We start from the raw sequence: 15,918 nt of genomic DNA, 5'->3' as shown, positions 1-15,918 counted from the left end.
ACCGGACGCCCGCCATGAGGAGGGAACCGTAACCATGGATGCGCTTTCGCGCCGCACGTTGCTCAAAGGGCTGTCCGCGGCAGCCGTCGCCGGTGCCGCCGGATCAGCTCTCGGCTGCTCCGCCAAGACGACGACGGGAACCTCTGGCCGAATCGGAGCGGACATTCTTCCGACGTTCGCCCAGGCCGGGGACGCCGAACCCGCGCTGAAGAGCGCACACCCGCTCGGCATGAGCGGGTACTTCGAGTACCCGCCGAATCCTGTCGCGGCGGTCAGTACGCCACCGCTGTCGGGTGGCCAGATCTCCGCACTCACCTACACCTTCGACCCGGTGGCGCCCGGCAAGTCCGATAATCCACTGTGGCAGGAGGTCGACAAGCGACTTGGCGGAAGGCTCGACATCACGTACGCACCGGCGGCTGACTACGCTCAACGGTTCGCGACCACCGTGGCCGGCGGAGATCTGCCCGACCTGGTGTCGATCTACGGCTCGGTGCAGCAGCTGCCCGCGTTGCTGAAGGCAAAGTTCACCGACTTGACCGAGTACTTGTCGGGCGATGCCATCAAGGACTATCCGAACCTGGCGGGTCTCTCGACCGACTCGTGGCGCAAGACGGTGTACGGCAACGCTCTGTGGGGAGTGCCGATCGCCCGGGTACCGATCCCGGGGGTCGCCTGGATCCGCGCCGACCTCGTTGCCGGCAGCGGCCTGCCCGCGCAGCCCAAGGACATCGGCGAGTTCAAGGCACTGCTGAAGGGGCTGACCAACGAGCGCAAGTCACGATGGGCCTGTGGAGATCCGGGCGGCACCCTGACCATGATCACCGGTGCCCTCGGAATACCTGGCAACTGGATCGAGGACGGCGGGAAGTTCACCTCGAACATCGAGCTGGAGGCGTACGAGACGGCGCTGGCCGACGCCCGCGAGCTGGCCGACGCCGGCGTCTTCCACCCGGACGGCCTGGTGGCGTCCAACAACCAACGCAATGACTGGTTCACCAACGGGACCACCCCGATCGTCTTCGGCGGGTACGCCGGCTGGAGCAAGTACGAGATGTGGGGCGCCGAGGTGCCAGGCTTCAAGCTCGGGTCTCTTGCGATGTTCGGATACGACGCGTCCAGCAAGCCCCTGCATCCGCGAGGAAGCGCAGCACAGGCGTTCACCGCAGTCACCCAGGCCGAACCGGACCGGATTCGCGAGGTGCTCCGGGCGCTCGACTGGCTCGCCGCGCCGTTCGGATCTTCCGAGTACCTCCTGCGCAGCTTCGGGATCGAGGGCCAGACGTTCAAGTTCGAGGGCAGGGATCCGATCGTGAACTCGCGCGGGCAGAATCTGCGGCTGGTGCCGTTCGGGTACGTCTGCGGACCGACCCAGGCCATCTACGACCCGGGCCGGCGCGACGTCGCTCAGGCCCGCTTCGACTATCAGGAAGCCGCTCTGCCGATTCTCGCCCCTGATCCGACCCAGGGCCTGTACTCCCAGACCGATGCGGCCAAAGGTCTGCAGTTGGGCAAGGACCTGACCGATGCGCGGAACGGCATCTTGGCCGGACGCGCACCCGTTTCGAGCTGGAAGGCGGCCGTGACCAAGTGGCGCAACGGCGGCGGCGACCAGATCCGGGCCGAGTATGAGAAGGCCTTCTCGGAGGCGGGACCCAAGTGAGCCGTCAACTGACGACCCAGGCCGACGAGTTCCTGGCCGGGCGGCCGTATTCCATCATCGACCGCGAGCCGTCGGATTGGGCCGGAGACGCCCACGACTACTACTCGGTCGGCAACTACTCCTGGCCGAATCCGCAGACAGCCGACGGTCTCCCGTACATCAGGATCGACGGCCGGCGGAACCCGGACGCGTGGAGCGATCGCTACGACAAACGGCGGTTCCGGCAGACGGTCGCGGCCGTCAACACCCTGGTGCAAGCCCACCTCCGAACCGGCGAGGCACGTTACGCCGACGCCGCGGAGGCACGTCTCGAACGCTGGTTCCTAGACCCGGCGACCGCGATGCGCCCCAACTTCGCTCACGCTGCCGCGCTGCCCGGTCAGCACGACGGTGCGGCGATCGGGCAGATCGAGGCGACGCTCCTAACCGACCTCCTGGATCACGTCGACCTGCTGGTGGGGGCCGGACGGTTCACCGAACGGCTCCCGCTCCTGCAGGACTGGTTCGCCGAGTTGACCCACTGGATGCGGTCGAGCGAACTCGGCCGGCAGGAAGAACGGATGACCAACAACCACGGAGTCTGGTGGGACGCGCAGGTACTGCGCTATCTGCAGTTCGTCGATGATCGGACCGCGCTCACCGAGATCCTCGATCGGTTCGGCATCCGGCTCCGCCACATCGCTGCCGGCGGCGCGCTCCCGAGAGAACTGGCCCGTCCCGACTCGTTGCTTTACACCATCTACTGTCTACGAGCCTTCGCAGTCTGCTGCCGAGTCGCAGCTGCTGAAGGCCGCGACCTCTGGAACGCGCCCGCCGAACCGGGCTTCGGCAGTCTCCGCGACGCGTTCCACTTCTGGGCCCGCCACGCCACCGACGACCGCCGATGGATCTGGCCCCGGCAGCCCTCGGACCTCGACCGAACCGCTCTCTGGCTCGCCGACGAAGCCGCCACCGTCTACCAGACCCCGAGCCTCAAAGCCTTCGCAGAAACCCTGCGAAGGCAAGATCTACCCGCCCCCGAGATCCCGTCGACCGCAGCCATGGAACACATCCCGACCTGAGCATCAGCGAACGAAGCATTTCCCCTCTAAGGAAGGAATGACACAGATGCAGATCTCCGCCCATGGTCGACTTGCTCGAAAGACGATGGCTCTCACCGTTGCGTTGACGCTGAGCGCCTCGGTGGGTTTCGCCGCAGTGACGAGCTCACCTGCCAGCGCGGCAGCAGCCGCCGTACCCAGTTACTCGGCGGGTATCGCAGGTGAGAGCTGGACGATCGAGAACGCCAGTGCGTGCAGTGCGACGTTGGGCGCCGGCGGCAACCTCCGGGAGGGTGCCGGCTGGTTTCCAGGCAAGTGTCAGGGAGCGGGGCAGGCACCCCAGATCACCGGGACCGCGGACGCGCGGGCGTTGACGTTCCGCACGGACAAGGACTTCAGGTACGAAGGCGCCATCGTTGAGGACCCGGCCAAGAACACCTGGAAGGACGCTGCCGGAAACACCCTCCGGGATCGCACGGAGCTGGCGACGGGCTGGGACCTGCCGTTCCACACCGACGTGTGGGTCGGGTTCGACGTTCGCATCCCCGAGGGCGTCGATGACGTGACGGGCAGCGGGGCGTACGTGCTGCAGCTGTGGCAGTGCACCGCGAACCCGATCGGCGGCGTGCGCATCCAATCTGGTGCCGGCAACGGGCACAACCTCCAGTTCGTGCGCCGAGGCGAGGACCCCGACACGAACTACGACATCTCGATGGCGACCAAGAGCATCGGCGCCAACGAATGGCACTCCTTCGTCATCAAGTACAACGTGGAGCCCTACCACGACGGCGCGCCGAAGGGGCGTATCGCGGTGTACCACAAGAGAGTGGGAGCGACCACCGTCGAGGAGAAGCTCTTCGAGCGGGAGGAGTACTTCGGTTACGCGACGCGCTCCACGTGCAAGGATGACTCCTTCAAGAACGAGTTCAGGATCAAGTTCGGCATGTACAAGGACTACCAGCCGGGTGCGACGTTCCGTTCCGACTTCCGGAACCTGAGGATCGGCGCCAGCAAGGCGGCGGTGCAGCCCTACAACCGCGGTTGACGTCCCTGGTACGCCTTCGGTGACTAGTGGCGGCCCTTGGTGACATTTCGGAGTTTGTGCGCGACGAAGACGGTCCCGACTCGAGCAGCCGAGACCCTCTTTGGTTGTTCAGCTTTGCCTTGACTCGAACGATATGTCCCACCGCCGATGTGGCGATAGACGGGGGCTCGGGCGGGTGGGGTCATCTGGAGTGTTGCAGGTTCATGCTTCCGATGCGCTCGCCTTGAGCTGCTTCACGAGGCGCTAGGCAGGTAAGGCACCCGGCGGGTGAGGCTCCGCCGTCGTGCGCCGATGATTACCAAGGAGGCCGCGATCGGGGTGACCGCGGTCGTGGCGGCGGGCGTCGGCGATGGCGCCGTACTGCGCTGTGGGTGGCGGACGGTTGGGCCCGTTCGTCACGTCGGCCGTGCTCACCGATGTGCGCGCTGGGGCCTGAGACGATCACCGCCCTCGCGTGGCGTCGTGGCTCGGTCGGTCGCCTGGTCATCGGCGGCGACGGCACGGTCGTGCTTTGGCAAGCCACTCTTGGCCGGCCGGAGGGTGTACTGCGTGCCGCCCGCACGCTGGAACTGGGTGCCCCCGTCCTGATCTGGGCGGCCGGCCCGCACCTGTTGATCACCGCCGCTCGCGACGGTCGAGTCGGGGCCCAGCAACTACCCGACAACAACGGCTCTAGGTAAGCGCGCTGTCACCGTCCCCAAGCCCTGTCGACCGCGGGCCCGCTGAGGGTTGGGAGGGCGCGACGAGCGGCGGTCAACCTGCGCCATGCGGCTTCGGGGCCCGGTGGTCGCTTGCGGGTCGAATCCGCGGGCGTGCGTCGGTGCGTCGCCGACCACCGGCGGCGGGTTGCTGTTCGGTGGCGGGTCGAGTCAGGACCCGAGCGTGACGCCGACACACCTGGCACCCTGGGCAGCCTCGGACCGTTCGGGAAAGTTGCTATTGGCAAGTTCGTGCTCCGTCGTTGGATCGGGTGGAGCGGCGGTGGGCTGGTCGGCGGGCGCATCTCCTGGTGATGCCGCTTATAACCTGGGCGCAGCGGCGTACCGGCAAGGCTCTCGTGATCGCCCTGGTTGCTGTCCGTGCAGGCGCCGATGCGTGGCGCGGCGAGGGGTGCTGGGCACCGTTGAACGCCGTGCCAGCAGGGCATTTCGTCGTGTCGGATCGTCCGGGTGACCGCGCTGGAACGGTGGGTGCTGGTCGGCGTACGGACGTGGGTGAAGCGTTGACGCGTGGGCCGCCGGGTGCTACCACCGGAGCAGGGGGAGTCACACCATTTGGGGGTTGCCATGCGCTTCATTTCACGTGCCGTTGTGGCCGTTGCAGCGACGGCGGGGCTCGCGATCGTTCCAGCACTGCCCGCGTCCGCTACCGTGCACGAAATCGTCGGCCAATGGTGCTCAGGGCAAGATCCCCTGGGACCGCCCGGGATCTCGGGTGGTAGCCAGGCCGACAACTTCGCCAAGCCGTTGGAGGCGTCCGGGTTCATCACCGGGATCGTTCCGTTCCGGGATGGGTTCCGCATCCAGTTCAACTACGCGAACCCCAACGCCAAGGTCGTCGGGACCGGCGTGTTCGTCGTGATCGGCCAGGTCGACGGTAAGCCGCTGTACCTGGAGCTCATCCAGCCAGACCCGTCGTTCCCCGCCTTCCAGCGGTGCCCGCGGCTCGCGACCGGCTGAACAGGTTCCCGATCAGCTGACCGGCCCGCGTGGTGTCACCGGATTCCTCGATGGCGTGCACGATCGCTGTCATGATCTCCGTCGTACCGGCGTCATCGTTGTCGCACTGCACCGCGGTCGTTGGTCTGCGGGCGTTGGTGAGTCCGAAGATGACGCCGGAGCGCGCGGGCTGAGTGCTCTCAGGGGATCGCGTGGCCGTGCTGTGCCTTCGAGAATTTCGGCGCTGTTAACATCTTACCGACGGCCGACCAGTCGGCGTGGACAAGAAACGATCGCTGACCTGGAGGGTGCAGATGGCCGGACCGCTCGAGAACGTGGTGGCGGTGGTGACGGGTGCCTCGAGTGGCATCGGTGAAGCGACAGCTATGACGCTCGCGGACCTGGGAGCACGGGTGGCGTTACTGGCGCGTCGACGTGATCGACTCGAGGCGCTCTCGGCGAAGCTCGGTACGGATCGGGCCCTGGCGATCGAGGCCGACGTCACCGATCCAGGTTCTGTCAACGAGGCCGTCGCGGCGGTCGTCGCCGCGACCGGGCGCATCGACGTGTTGGTCAACAACGCCGGTACGGGAGTGACAGGCCCGATCGAGGGAGGGGATGTCGCTCAGTGGAAGGCGATGGTCGACGTCAACCTCCTCGGCGTTCTCCACTGCACACAGGCGGCGCTTCCGCATCTGCTTCAAGCCGCGGAGGGGCCGCGTGGTGTGGCGGACGTGGTGACCATCAGTTCCGTCGCCGGCCGGATGGCTGGTCCGCCGTACGGCGTCTATGCGGCGACCAAGCACGCCGTCGGCGCGTTCAGCGAAGCGTTGCGCAAGGAGGTCGCGGGACGGCGAGTCCGAGTAGGGCTTGTCGAACCCGGCATGGTGCAGACCGAACTCACGACCGACACGCCGCGCACAGACTTCGAGTGGCTCCGTCCGACCGACGTGGCCGACGCGGTGAGCTATCTCGTGACCCGCCCTCGCGGAGTCGCGGTGCACGAACTTCTGGTACGCCCCACACAGCAACTCTGAACGCGCTGGTGGTCGAAGGACCGCGACGGCCTACGTCCCTGCGAGCGCGTACGACGTACTGGGCGTCGCGGGAGACGCCGCGGAGGGTGTTCGATGAGAAGGATCGCTGGAATTCCACGCCGAGGTAGGTAAGGCCGCGGTGCGTGAGGGAGAGGCCGCGGGGGAGGCCGGTGGCGTCGAGTGCGCCGAGCTTCTTGAGGTACGGGAGGTTTGGGCGGTAGCCGGTTACGAAGGTGACCCGTTGAAGGTGTGAACGTGTGGAGCCAAGTAGTGCATGTCACGGCCGCCGCGGAGCCGGGGGGTGGCTCGGGTCGTCATGCGGATCTCGGCGTCGATGCCTAGGGCAAGCTTCTCGAGATAGGTGACGTTGTTCCGGGTGGGGTAGTGGTCCGGATCGCCGGGGCGGCCGCTGTAGCCGGCGGGGAGAACAGCGTCAGGCTGTCGTAGTACTGCGGCCAGGATCCGACAGTCAGCTCGCCGGCCTCCAGGAGTACCAGCCGTAGTCCTGGGTCGCCTGGCTGCGTGGTGCGGCAGATAGAGAGCGAGGGGCGGCCCTGTCTGACCTCCAGGACTATTTGAAGACCTGCTGCTGACTCAATCGTCGAGGGTGAGCTGCCGCCGGTGGAAGTCGAAGTGCTGGGTAGGGAAGTGGTAGACGTCGGCCAGGGTCATGTAGTCCTTGAAGAACGGATCCCAGCGGGTCGGGTAGTGCATGCCCCGGGCCAGGTCTGTGTCGAATTCGGCGTCGAGGCGTCGGTGGAGCTTGTCGATGACGTGGTCGAACATCACGAGCATGCGTTGCGGGCTCACGGTGCGGCCGGCGGCGTACGAGCCGCGGAAGTTCACCTCGTCGAACGGTCGGGTTGCTGCATTCAGTAGCCGCGCGTACGTGCGACTGGCTCCGCGCGGCAGGCGGCCGAAGACACGGACCAGCCTGAGCAAGGCGCGGATGATCAGGTAGCCCAGCAGCATGTGGAAGAGCAGTTGCTGGTTGTTCCATCGCGTGCCGTTCGAGGGTCGGCGCAGGGCGTCGGTGTCGGCGTGTTCTACCAGTTCGTGGAAGGTCAGCCGTGCGCGTTCCAGCTCCTCATGCACCGCATTCCGATCCACACCTCATCATGCGCTCCCGGCGCGTCACTGGAACCGGTCTGGCCGGCAGCCGGCGAGCTCGGGGGCCGGTACCCCGGTGAGGATCTCGTCAGCGGCAAGGCGGCCAACGGCGGCCGCCAGCGTGATCGCCGAGTGCATCACAGCGACGTACAGGCCCTGGGTGCCGGCGGGCCGGCCGATGATCGGTTCGCCGTCGGTGGGCATCGGTCGCCAGCCGATCTCGACGGAGACGACCTCCGTGTCGCCGGCCCCGGCGAAGGAAGCAGCGAACCGGTCGCGGACACGTCGCGCGGTTTCGAGTAGCGCGGCCTGGTCCGTCTCTCCGCTGTACGTAGTGGGAGCCAGAATCGTTCCGTCGTCGAGCTGCCGGGCCTCCAAGGAGGGCGTCGCGACGATCGCTCGGACCAGGCCCGGCGTCGCGCGCAGCCGGACGAGAATTGCAGGGGACGATTCGACGGGCAGGGTGACGCCGATCCCGGAGCACAGGGCAACCGTGCCGGTGCCGGCAGCCAGGACGACGGTCCCAGCGGAAAGAACTCCGGCGGTCGTCCGGACACCGCTCACGGCGCCCGCTTGGTGGTCGAGGGCGATCGCCGGCGTGCCCGTCAGCAGTTGCGCGCCCCGATCGCGTGCGGCGGCGACCAGGAGTTCGGTCGTCGCGAGCGGGTCGAACGCCGCATCTTCCGGGCGATGGCCGGCCTCGGCCGGGGGATTCAGCAGGTGCGGCTCCAGCGACCCGGCATCGCGTGTAATCGCCCCGGGGGTTTCGTCAAAGCCGTCCCAGCTGAGGGAACCCGACCAGCGGATCGACAACTCGGGAAGCTCTGTTTCCAGCCGCCGATACTCGTCCAGGGCGAGGTAGCGCAGCGACGCTGACGGCAAGTCACTGGAGACCGGTCGCCCGATCCAGGCGAAAGAAGCCCTCGTGGCGCCCGAACCAGGAAGTTCCGCATCGATGAGCGTGACCGGCCGCTCGCGCCCCGCTAGGTGGTACGCCAGCGACGCCCCAACGATGCCGGCCCCGACCACGACAATGCTGCGATCCGCCATGCCAGTGTTCTAGCAGGCAGGGCATCGTCAAGACACCGAATATTGTCATCCGCCGCGGCTCTTGCTGGTGGCTCGGCGCGGCCGCATGCTCGGAGTGGGGCTACGCGCCGCGGGCCGGGTCTTGGTGTGTGCGTCACCTCCGACCACCCGTGGTGGCGACTGTGGGAGGCGGCATGGACGAGGCACAGGCTCTTCGGCGGGCGGGATGGGCGGGTGCTGCTTCGATTGGGCTGCTTGCCGGCGGAGTGGCGCTGGGCTACCTGGTCGGCGTCGACGATCCCGGGATGTCGGACTCGGAGATCCTCGCGAGGCTGAACGACGACGCGCGGCAGGTCGCTGCCGGCATCGGGATGCCGGTGCTCGCTGCGGGGGTCGCGCTGCTGCTGTGGTTCGCAACTGGTCTGCGGCGAGTGCTGGACGGGTTGTCGGGCGGCGACCCGCTCGCGCATGCGATCGTGCCGGCCGCGGCGCTGTTCGGCGGGCTGCTGATCACTGGTGTCTCGCTCGATGTGGCGAGTGCGCTCGCGGCATGGTCTGGCGAGTTCACAGCTGACCCGGACACCGCCCGCGCGCTCGGCACGGCGGGGCTGGTCCTCGCACTCACCGGGCTGATCGGATGCGGTGTGCTGATCGCTGTCACGACGCGGATCTGCCAGCGGGCGCGGGTCCTGCCGGCGTGGGCGACCTGGCTGTCGTACGCCGTCGCCGCGCTGTGCCTGTCCGGCTTCTGGAGCGGCGGTATGGCGTCCGCGGCCTTCGCGCTGTGGCTCATCGGCGCCGTCATCGGGGTGCTGCGTGCGGCGCGGCGGACACCGGCCGTCCCGGCACAGCGTGCACCAACTCGTGACGCGGCCGGTACGCCGCCGACGTCGGAGACCGAGGCGCCAGCCGGCGGTCCACAGTCGGACTGACGACCCCTCGCTACGGGGAGGTACGGCGCGAGAGCGGCGTACGCGTCACTCCCCGAACAGCAGTGGAGCGGTGCCGGGCTCGGCTGCGTGGCGGAAATAGAGCGGGTCTGTGAAGGTGGCCGGTACCTTGCCGAGGCCCTTGATGACCGTGGCAGCGCCGTTCGCGTGGCCGACGGCGTAGAGGTAGCCGGACTGGGTGTCCTTGTCGATGCCGAGCAGCAGGGTGCCGTACTGGCCGCACTTCTCGGCGATCAGGGCGTCGAACGCCTGCCAAGTGGAGTCGCGCACTCTCTTGACGACCGGCTTGATCGGCGACGTCAGGGGGAGCCGGATCGTGTAGAGAGCGCCCCCGCGCGTGGTGGCCAGGAAGGTGTCGTACGTCGCGGTCTGGCTGATCAGCGTCATCGTCTTGACTGCCGAGAAGCCGCCCGCGGATTGTGGGTTGGTCCAACCGAACCCGCCCTTGGAGTCCCATCGGGTGAGCGTGCCGTTTCCGCGCAGCGCGTAGTGGTTGACCAAGGCCCAGGGGTTCGTGTCGTGCGGGTAGCTCTTCTCGAGGAAGGTGGCGTCACCCCAGCCGCCACCGATCCGGAAGTTGTGTGACTGCGACCGGTCGACCTCGCCGCCTTCCGTGAGGAAGTACGTGCTGCTGTACAGCCCCGAGCCGATCACCACATGGCCGGCGTACGCACCGCCGAAACCAGGAACGACCGGGTCGTTGAAGAACAGGCTGCTCAACCTGGGCAGTCCCTCAGAATAGATGTCGGCGTACCGCGCCTTCTCGTGCACCGTTGACGGTGAGCCGGCGGTGATCACCCGGTGCGTGTGATCGCCACCGGAGGTCACCGACCCGGGCTCGATCTTGCACGCCGCGGTGGAGGTTGTGTCAGCAGCCAAGGCTTCGCCTGGAGCCCCGGCCAGCATCCCCGTCGCCAGCGCAGCGGCAGCAGCCACCCGCCCCGCAGTACTGAGTCGTCTCGACATGTTGACCATCACTCTCCAACAGCATCCGGGGTACGAAGTCGCACTCCTGCCTAGCTCGATACTCGCCAGACCCGAAAAGTTGCGTGGTGAGGCAACGACAGGGTGCCCGGAGTCTTGATGACTCCGGGCACCCTGCGCTCTGCCCTACTGGAGGGAATGCGGGCAGAGCGTCCTGCTACGGGTCGATCACGATCGTGCAGGTGTAGGTTCCCGGCGGCAGGTTCGTGGCCGAAGCCGAACCGTCACCGTTCGCACCTGTCGTACCGTTGGCGACCGTCCCGCCACCAGGACCGGTGCAGGTGATGGTCGACGCCGTACCGCCGTCGATCTGCGAGTCGACCGACACCGACAGGTCGGTGAGCGGTGTGTTGCCGAAAGCGACAGTCTCGCCGACGTACGGCGAATCGCTGCAGCCCGCCTTGTTGTCCACCAGGACTGCCTTCGTGGTGGCGCCGTCGGCGACGTAACCGGCCGGAACCGTCTCGGTGACGTTGTAGCTCCCGAACAGCAGACCGTCGAAGCACGCCTGACCGTTGGCGTCGGTCACCTTGCTGGCGCCGTTCACGGTGAACGTCACCCCGGCGTGCGGATGCGATCCGGAGCCGGATGCCGCGTGTTTCCTGGTCTTGGTGATGAGGATCGCGCCACGCTGCCGTGGGTCAACGAACGTGACTGTGGCGGTTTGACCGGTCGTTACCGTGACGAGCTGGTACGGCGGACTGGCCAGATCGTGCCCGGCCGGTGCAACCGTCTCGACCACCCAGTACTGTCCCTGCAGGACCTGGTTGCCGAACGAACAGGTGCCGGTGGCGGCCGTCGTACACGTGCCGACGGTGGTGTCCTCCGCACCCGGTGATCCGCCGAGCGGTGCGTTGTCCTTGCGCAGCTGGAACACCGCGCCCGCCAGAGGGGCTCCTGGCGTGGCGTCGTCGGTCTTGACGACGTTCACCGTGCCACACAGGTTGATGTTGGTCGGCTCCGGGGCGATGAAGTCCTTCAGCGCCGAGGTGAAGGAGTCGGACGAACGGCTCTTCAGGTAGGCACTTCCGAACCCGACGCACTGGTCGCCGCCGACAAGAGCGTTGAAGTCGACCGACGCCTCGCCGAACGTCCGGGCCGAGATGCCGCCGAGCCCGTCCGCCTCGCCGGCAGGGATCGCCGTGGTGTTGATCGAGCCCGTCGCGTCACCCTGTGCGGTCAGGTTCTGCTTGTCGCTCCAGCACGGCAGCGAGTTGGAAGCCTCGCACTGTGAGGTCGCGCCGGTGGTGACCCATCGGGACAGGAACAGCACCGGGTTGGTGCCGCCCTGGGACAGGTCGTACTGGATCAGTACGTCGCCCGCGGTGCGGACCGGTGTCACACCGTTGGCCGTCAGAGTCGAGGACTGGTTGAACTCGAAGTCCATGTTGGTCGTGCCGGACGGCTCCTGGACACGATGCCAGTACATGTGCAGGAACCTGTCCGTACCGACCGTCTCGAGGTAGACGCCGAAAGTCAGCAGATCGCTCTTGTTGGGCGGGATGCTGCCGTCGACCACACTGGGTACGGCGGTGTCCTCCTTGGTGCCCTGGCCGAACGAATCGTCGGTGGCACCCGTCGGCTTGTCTGCCTTGCGCGACTCGGTGACGCTCGCCCAGTCGATCGACGGCGCCGCGTCGTCCACCTTGAGGTTCGCGTTCGTGTCGATCTCGAAGTTGCTGCCCGCCAGACTGACCTCGGGATGCGCCGCGAGCGCCGGAGACCCGGCCAGCCCGCTACCTACCAGTACCAGGATCGCGGCAGCGATCAACGGCCGCCGCGTCCTCCGTTTGCCGGCCCATGGGCCGGCCCCCAGTGAAGACGTCATTGTCTTCCCCCTCCGGAGATCGAGTGCCCGGTCCGTGTCTCGGGCCGGACGGTCTCCTCACGGCGAGGCGCGCGCGTAGTCCATCCCTACGCGGCTCGTGTGTTCCCAATGCCCCCCAGGCGAGGTCGCGCACCAAGCCCCCCAGCCGGCCGCGTCGCCAGAATCCGATGCCGACGCTACGCCCGGATCCCCTGCTGTACAACGCTTCGACCGCGACTACCGAACCGGCCTGCGTGACGACGCATCGTGCAACAGAAGAAGAATCCGTGGAGTAGGTCAATTGTGGCGCAGGGCAACCGTCTCGGAGGTCTCTAGGCGAGGTGGGTCTGGTGGCGTCGGTAGAGCCACATGCCGGCGAACGCGATGGCGGCACCGCCGAGGCCTGATGCGCCGGCTTGGAGTGCTTCGGATGCGGTGTCGTCCGAGGCGACAGTGGAGGCGGTGATGTCGGACTGGGCCGGGACCGCCGGGACCGGCTCATAGTTCGGGTAGGTCGGTGGGCCGGGTTCGGGAAGGATGGCGGCAGCGGGGGCGGGGTCTACGGGGAGGACCTTGGCGTTCGACTCCGCCGCTGTGAACGCGAGAGCGGCAACGGCGAGGACGGGCGCGGTGAGGATGAAACGCTTGTTGTTCATGACTTCTCCTTGTGGAGTTCGGTGTTTCCATCAGAGTCCGTCCGCTGGCGGGTTCAGCACATCGGGCATCCGCGCGCGGGTCGTCGCGGCGTTTCCTTAGACGGCCGTGGCCGATGCCTTACCGGGCCAGGTGTACGGGCGCATGATGGTGGAGTGGGCGGGGCGATGATCGGCCGCGAGAGGGAGCTCGCACTGCTGGGGGAGCTGACGGCTGGACTGTCTGGACAGTCGGCCGTCGCGATCGTGCGCGGTGACGCGGGAATCGGGAAGACGACGCTGGTGCGTGCTGCCGTGGCGGATGCCGCTTCCGACGGTCTGAGAATCCTGAGCGGTGCCTGCGCGCCGTTGTCCGGTGCGGTGGCGTACGGCGGACTCGACGCCGCGCTCGGGGTGGGCCGGGATCCCGACGGCGAGGTGTTCACGTCGGTTGCGGCGGGGCGAGCGTGGGCCGTCGAGTCGATGATGCGCACGATGGGCGAGATCGCCGAAGGCGGCGCGGTGCTCGTCGTCGAGGACGTGCACTGGGCGGATGCGTCGACTCTGGATTTCCTGGCGCATCTGAGCCGCAACCTCCCCGCGTCGGGTCTGCTGGTCCTGCTGACCTGGCGCGACGAGGACCCTGACCCCGAGCACACGCGGTGGCTCGGGGAACAGTTGCGCATCCTGTCGGTCACCGACGTACCCCTGCGCCGGCTGACACTGGAGGAGACCGCTCGCCAACTGCCGGAGTGTTCCGCTGAGGTCGTGGCGGCGGTGTACGCGCGCAGCTCCGGCAACCCCTATCTCAACGCCGAGCTGGCCGGCGGTGCTGCCGAACCGTCGGAGTCGCTGCGCCAGGTCTTGTTCTCGAGGCTCGATGCCGTCGGTTCGCCGGCCCGCATGGTGGTCGCCGCCGCCGCGACCCTTGGCCGCGGTTTGACCGACGACGAGATGCTCGCCGCGGCCTCCGGTTCCGCGGACTCCGTCTGGGAGGCGTGCGCGGCAGGCCTCGTCGTGCGCGAGCCAGGGCACGGTGCGACGGCACGCCACCCCGTGCTGGCTGAAGTCGCGTACGAGGGCCTGCTGTCGCGTGATCGGCGACGGCTGCACAGCAGGCTGGCGAGGTGCTTGGAGGCGGTTCTGCCCGACCGGCCGAGCGCAGCCGCGGTCGCGGAGGTCGCTGAGCAGTACCACCGCGCCGACGACGCCGACGACGGACTCGTCTGGTCGGTGCGGGCTGCTGTGGCGGCCGAGCGGGGGTACGCGATTGCCGAGGCCGGTCACTGGTACGCCGTGGCCGCGTCGTTGTGGGGCTCCGCCCGCAGAGACGCGTCCGACGTACCCGAGAAACTGTCGCTGCTCGTGTCCGCGGCGACACACCTGGCCTCTGTAGGTCAAACGGTCAGGGCCATGGCGCTGCTGGAGGGCGATCTGACGGCGATGTCTACTACGCGCGAGGAGGTGCTGCGCGCAGCGTTGACGCGCTGCTGGCTCGGAACCACCGTCGGGGATACCGAGCAGGCACTGCGCGACGTGGAGCTCGCCCAGCGATTGGCGTCCGCCGACGACGAGCCGACGTGGGCCAGGATCTGCGCCTGCCAGGCGATGGCGCTCGGCACCTGCTCACGATGGGACGAGGCGGAGGCACCCGCGCAGGTCGCGCTCGATCTCGCCACGAAGTACGCGGACACCCGGACGGTCGGCAAGGCTCACGCCCTGCTCGGTCTCAGGGCGACTCTCCAGGGACTGTTCGCACAAGCGCTCGGACATCACCAGACGGCACTCGCGATCGCGCACCAGCTGGCCGAACCCGAGGACCTCGCGATGGCCGGCGTCGTCCTGACCGATACGTACCTGCGACTCGGCGACCCGGACCGGGCCGCGCAGGTCGCCCGCTTCGTCGGGCGGCGGGTACGCCGGCTGATGCTGGGCCGGCACTGGCTCGAGGACATCATGGACGGCAACGTCGTCCAAGCGCTGTACGAGTCCGGTCGATGGGACGAGGCTGTTGCCTGGATGTCCGAGCCGTCGGCCCCGTCCGATCTGGGCTTCTTCCAGGCGATGGTGGTCCATGTGCACCTGGCGCGCGGTGACATCGCGGCGGCGGAGCAGTCGCTGCGTCAGGCGGCGTCCCTGAGTGAACGCGATCAACCCTTGTTCGTCGGGTCGTACGGCGAAGGTCGAACCCGCCTGTTGTTGCAGACGGGTCGTGCGGAGGAGGCGCTCGAGCTGGCGTTGTCAGTGGCCGGCACCGTGCACGCAAGCGCTGATCAGGAAATGGAGGCCGGGCTGCTCCTTGCTGGTCTCGAGGCGGCTGCGGCCATTCGTGCGCCTGACCGCCTCGAACGGTTGGTGTCGCGCCTCGGCGGCGTCACCAGAGGCCGGACCCGAGCGGCCGTGACTGCCGTAATCGACGGCGAGCGATCGCGCGCCGCGGGCACCTTCGACCCGGATCCGTGGCTGCTCGCGGCGCGGGAATGGTCCGCGCTCGGTCGGCCGTACGAGGAGGCGCAGGCGCACCTGCGCGCCGCCGAGGCGGTCCTGACCAGTCTCCCCGGCGCCGCCGCCCGACGCGCAGCCGCCGAACAGCTCACCGCATCACGGCGCCTTGCCGAACGCCTCCGCGCGGAGCCGCTGCTCGAGCAGATCGGCGTACTCGCACGACTTGCCCGCATCGACACAGGACAAGGCGGCAGCGCCGACGAGCCCGCGGAGTCGGTACCGGGGCCGGCTGGTCCGCCTGCTCTGACAGCCCGCGAACAGCAGGTCCTGGCGCTGCTAGCTGACGGACTGACCAATCGCGAGATCGGCGAAGCGCTCTACATGAGCCCCAAGACCGCAAGCGTCCACGTAACCCACATCCTGGACAAGCTCGGCGTACAGACCAGGGTGCAAGCCGCCGCCATCGCTGCCCGGCTCGGCCTGAACGAACCACCGCCGACGTAGTTGGATCTCGGCGT

General features: G+C 67.9%; 13 protein-coding genes. 8 read left to right on the top strand and 5 right to left on the bottom strand.

Features of this window, described 5'->3' with window-relative positions; all coding sequences use genetic code 11:
* Positions 1 to 34: 34 nt before the first annotated feature.
* From BJY22_RS27785 to BJY22_RS27760, 6 genes are all read left to right on the top strand, one after another.
* Positions 35 to 1,663, top strand: a complete 1,629-nt coding sequence (locus BJY22_RS27785) for an extracellular solute-binding protein (RefSeq protein ID WP_167212303.1) — start codon at positions 35 to 37, stop codon at positions 1,661 to 1,663.
* The gene (locus tag BJY22_RS27780; protein WP_167212300.1) at positions 1,660 to 2,724 is read left to right on the top strand and encodes an alginate lyase family protein; all 1,065 of its coding nucleotides are present in this window, start codon (positions 1,660 to 1,662) and stop codon (positions 2,722 to 2,724) included. The genes BJY22_RS27785 and BJY22_RS27780 overlap by 4 nt, the downstream gene beginning before the upstream one ends.
* Before the next feature lie 85 nt (positions 2,725 to 2,809).
* Positions 2,810 to 3,748, top strand: coding sequence for a hypothetical protein (locus tag BJY22_RS27775; RefSeq protein WP_167212297.1), 939 nt, complete (start codon positions 2,810 to 2,812; stop codon positions 3,746 to 3,748).
* 416 nt (positions 3,749 to 4,164) lie between these two features.
* Positions 4,165 to 4,428, top strand: a complete 264-nt coding sequence (locus BJY22_RS27770; protein ID WP_167212294.1) for a hypothetical protein — start codon at positions 4,165 to 4,167, stop codon at positions 4,426 to 4,428.
* Positions 4,429 to 5,058: 630 nt separating this feature from the next.
* Positions 5,059 to 5,427 carry a hypothetical protein gene (locus BJY22_RS27765; RefSeq protein WP_167212291.1) on the top strand — a complete coding sequence of 123 codons (369 nt, stop codon included), beginning with the start codon at positions 5,059 to 5,061 and terminating at the stop codon, positions 5,425 to 5,427.
* A gap of 293 nt (positions 5,428 to 5,720) precedes the next feature.
* The gene (locus BJY22_RS27760) at positions 5,721 to 6,443 is read left to right on the top strand and encodes an SDR family oxidoreductase (RefSeq protein WP_167212288.1); all 723 of its coding nucleotides are present in this window, start codon (positions 5,721 to 5,723) and stop codon (positions 6,441 to 6,443) included.
* Between the two features lie 594 nt (positions 6,444 to 7,037).
* Here the strand turns inward: BJY22_RS27760 and BJY22_RS27750 are convergent.
* On the bottom strand, positions 7,038 to 7,538 hold the full coding sequence (locus BJY22_RS27750; RefSeq protein WP_337759244.1) for a DinB family protein: 501 nt from the start codon (positions 7,536 to 7,538) through the stop codon (positions 7,038 to 7,040).
* A gap of 39 nt (positions 7,539 to 7,577) precedes the next feature.
* Positions 7,578 to 8,603: an NAD(P)/FAD-dependent oxidoreductase gene (locus BJY22_RS27745; RefSeq protein ID WP_167212282.1), complete on the bottom strand. Its 1,026-nt coding sequence runs from the start codon at positions 8,601 to 8,603 to the stop codon at positions 7,578 to 7,580.
* A 173-nt stretch (positions 8,604 to 8,776) separates the two neighbouring features.
* On the opposite strand from BJY22_RS27745, the gene BJY22_RS27740 reads away from it, so the two are divergent.
* On the top strand, positions 8,777 to 9,514 hold the full coding sequence (locus tag BJY22_RS27740; protein WP_167212279.1) for a hypothetical protein: 738 nt from the start codon (positions 8,777 to 8,779) through the stop codon (positions 9,512 to 9,514).
* 45 nt (positions 9,515 to 9,559) lie between these two features.
* Here the strand turns inward: BJY22_RS27740 and BJY22_RS27735 are convergent, their stop codons facing one another.
* From BJY22_RS27735 to BJY22_RS27725, 3 genes are all read right to left on the bottom strand, one after another.
* Complete coding sequence (locus BJY22_RS27735) at positions 9,560 to 10,498, bottom strand: hypothetical protein (RefSeq protein ID WP_238350476.1); 939 nt, start codon at positions 10,496 to 10,498, stop codon at positions 9,560 to 9,562.
* A 175-nt stretch (positions 10,499 to 10,673) separates the two neighbouring features.
* Positions 10,674 to 12,344: an MSCRAMM family protein gene (locus tag BJY22_RS27730; RefSeq protein WP_167212276.1), complete on the bottom strand. Its 1,671-nt coding sequence runs from the start codon at positions 12,342 to 12,344 to the stop codon at positions 10,674 to 10,676.
* A gap of 311 nt (positions 12,345 to 12,655) precedes the next feature.
* Positions 12,656 to 12,979, bottom strand: a complete 324-nt coding sequence (locus tag BJY22_RS27725) for a hypothetical protein (protein ID WP_167212273.1) — start codon at positions 12,977 to 12,979, stop codon at positions 12,656 to 12,658.
* Between the two features lie 153 nt (positions 12,980 to 13,132).
* On the opposite strand from BJY22_RS27725, the gene BJY22_RS27720 reads away from it, so the two are divergent.
* Positions 13,133 to 15,904 (top strand): LuxR C-terminal-related transcriptional regulator, encoded by a 2,772-nt coding sequence (locus BJY22_RS27720; protein ID WP_167212270.1) that lies wholly within the window; start codon positions 13,133 to 13,135, stop codon positions 15,902 to 15,904.
* Positions 15,905 to 15,918: the final 14 nt, after the last annotated feature.

Origin of the sequence: Kribbella shirazensis, assembly GCF_011761605.1 — a bacterium.
Lineage (GTDB): Bacteria > Actinomycetota > Actinomycetes > Propionibacteriales > Kribbellaceae > Kribbella > Kribbella shirazensis.
This window is presented reverse-complemented; position numbering and strand designations above follow the sequence as displayed.